The organism is Candidatus Methylomirabilota bacterium, assembly GCA_035936835.1.
Lineage (GTDB): Bacteria > Methylomirabilota > Methylomirabilia > Rokubacteriales > CSP1-6 > AR37.
Genome location: DASYVT010000001.1, coordinates 1 through 1,779 on the forward strand (window position 1 = coordinate 1; position 1,779 = coordinate 1,779).

Annotated in this window: 1 protein-coding gene; it reads left to right on the forward strand. The window is 73.5% G+C overall.

What is annotated here, in order from left to right; all coding sequences use genetic code 11:
* Nucleotides 1-43 precede the first annotated feature (43 nt).
* A partial coding sequence (locus VGV06_00005; protein HEV2053534.1) for an O-antigen ligase family protein occupies nucleotides 44-1,779 on the forward strand: 1,736 nt, incomplete at its 3' end.

Genomic DNA, 1,779 nt, shown 5'->3' on the forward strand with positions numbered 1-1,779 from the left:
ATGCGCCGCGACGGCTACTACGCCGAGCACCAGCGCTACTACCATGCCTACTACGGCAGCGACTCCAAGGGGTGACGGCAGGGCGGCACCGCTCGGGTCCGCCGGCATCCTTCTCCTCTCCGTCGCGCTGCTCTGGCCCGCGGTCTCGGGCGGCGCGCACGTGGGCTGGCCCCTTGCCGCGACCCAGCTCCTGGTCCTCGCCGCGCTGCTCGCCTGGACGCTCGGCATGGCCCTGCGGGGCCGGCTCGAATGGCGGCGGACCGCGCTCGACCTTCCGCTTGGGCTCCTGGTCCTCCTCGTCCTGCTCCAGCTGGCAATCGGCAATGGGCCGCTGCGCGACTGGGCGCTCCAGCCGCCAGGGCCCGAGCCCGCCGCGCTGCCGAGCCGCTTCCTCGCGCTGGGCACCGTATCACCGGCCCAGACGGGGCGCTCGCTCCTGCTCTTCCTGACCTACGCGGGCGTCTACGCGCTCGTCGTCAACCTCGTCAAGCGCCGCCGCGACCTCGACCGCCTCGTGCGCGTGCTGCTGTTGGCGGGCAGCGTCCTCGCCTTCCTCTCTCTCGTGGACTATCTCTCGCGCGACGCGTGGCTCTTCTGGTGGCGGCAGGGCCCGGCCGGCCCGCGGCTCTCCGGTCCCTTCGTGAACCCGGACCACTGGGCCGCGTGGCTCGTGATGCTGATCTGCCTGGGTCTGGGCTACCTCGCTGCGCGGAGTGCCCGGGGAAGCGGCTCATCATCGCCGGCGTCTCTCCCGCCCTCGCCAAGCGCTCGCGAGACGGCGCTGCGCCGTTACCTGCCGGCCTTCGGCGTCGCGGTGATGGCCCTGGCCGCCGTCCTAACGCTCTCCCGTGGCGCGCTCTTGGCCGCGCTGGTCGCGGGGCTCCTGCTGCTGCGCGGGCTCACCCGCGTGCGCGGCCTCCGCTGGTCGCTCGTCCTCACGGCCGCCCTCAGCGCGGTGACACTCGGCTACGCGCTCTGGATCGGCATCGAACCGCTGCTGGCCCGCTTCGGCACCTCCGACCATCTGAGCCGCTGGGCCCAGTGGCGCAGCAGCCTGCCGATGCTCGTTTCCTTCCCGGTGCTGGGCGTCGGGCTCGGCGCCTACAAGGACGTCTACTTCCGCTTCCAGCCGCCGGCGCTCCTGCCCGGCCGCGTCTACTTCCCCTACGCTCACAGCGATCTCCTCCAGCTCGCCATCGAGACGGGGCCGGCCGGGGCGGCGCTCTTCCTCTGGGCCGGCTGGCGCGTCGCGCGCGACCTCGTCGGCGCGCATCTCTTCGGCCGCGGCCGCTGTCCCGTGACCCGAGACGACCGCACACAGCGCAGCGATCCCTTCAGTGTGGGCATCCTGCTGGGCTCGCTCGGCGCGGTCGCCGCCCTCCTCGCGCACAGCGCGGTCGACTTCAGCGCGCGCATCCCTGCCGACGGCGTGCTGGGCGCCGCCTGCCTGGGCATAGCGACCGTGGCGGCTCACACGCGCTTCGGCTCCTCCGGGGCCCGTTCCCTCGACGCGACGCGGTCGCGCTCGCTCGGCGCAGGCATCTTGGCCCGCAGCGCGACCGGAGCGGCGGCGATTGCGCTGGCCGCAGTCCTCGTTCCTTTGATCGTCGAGCCGGCGACGGCGCGGTCGGCCGCAGCCACCGTCGAAGAGCTCACCCGCGCGCTCGCCTCGACCCCGTCCGATCCTTATCTGCACGAACGATTGGCGTGGGCGCTCGAGCTGGAGACGACGGGGGAGCCCGCGAGGGCCGGCGAGCAACGGCGGGCCGCGCTGGCCCA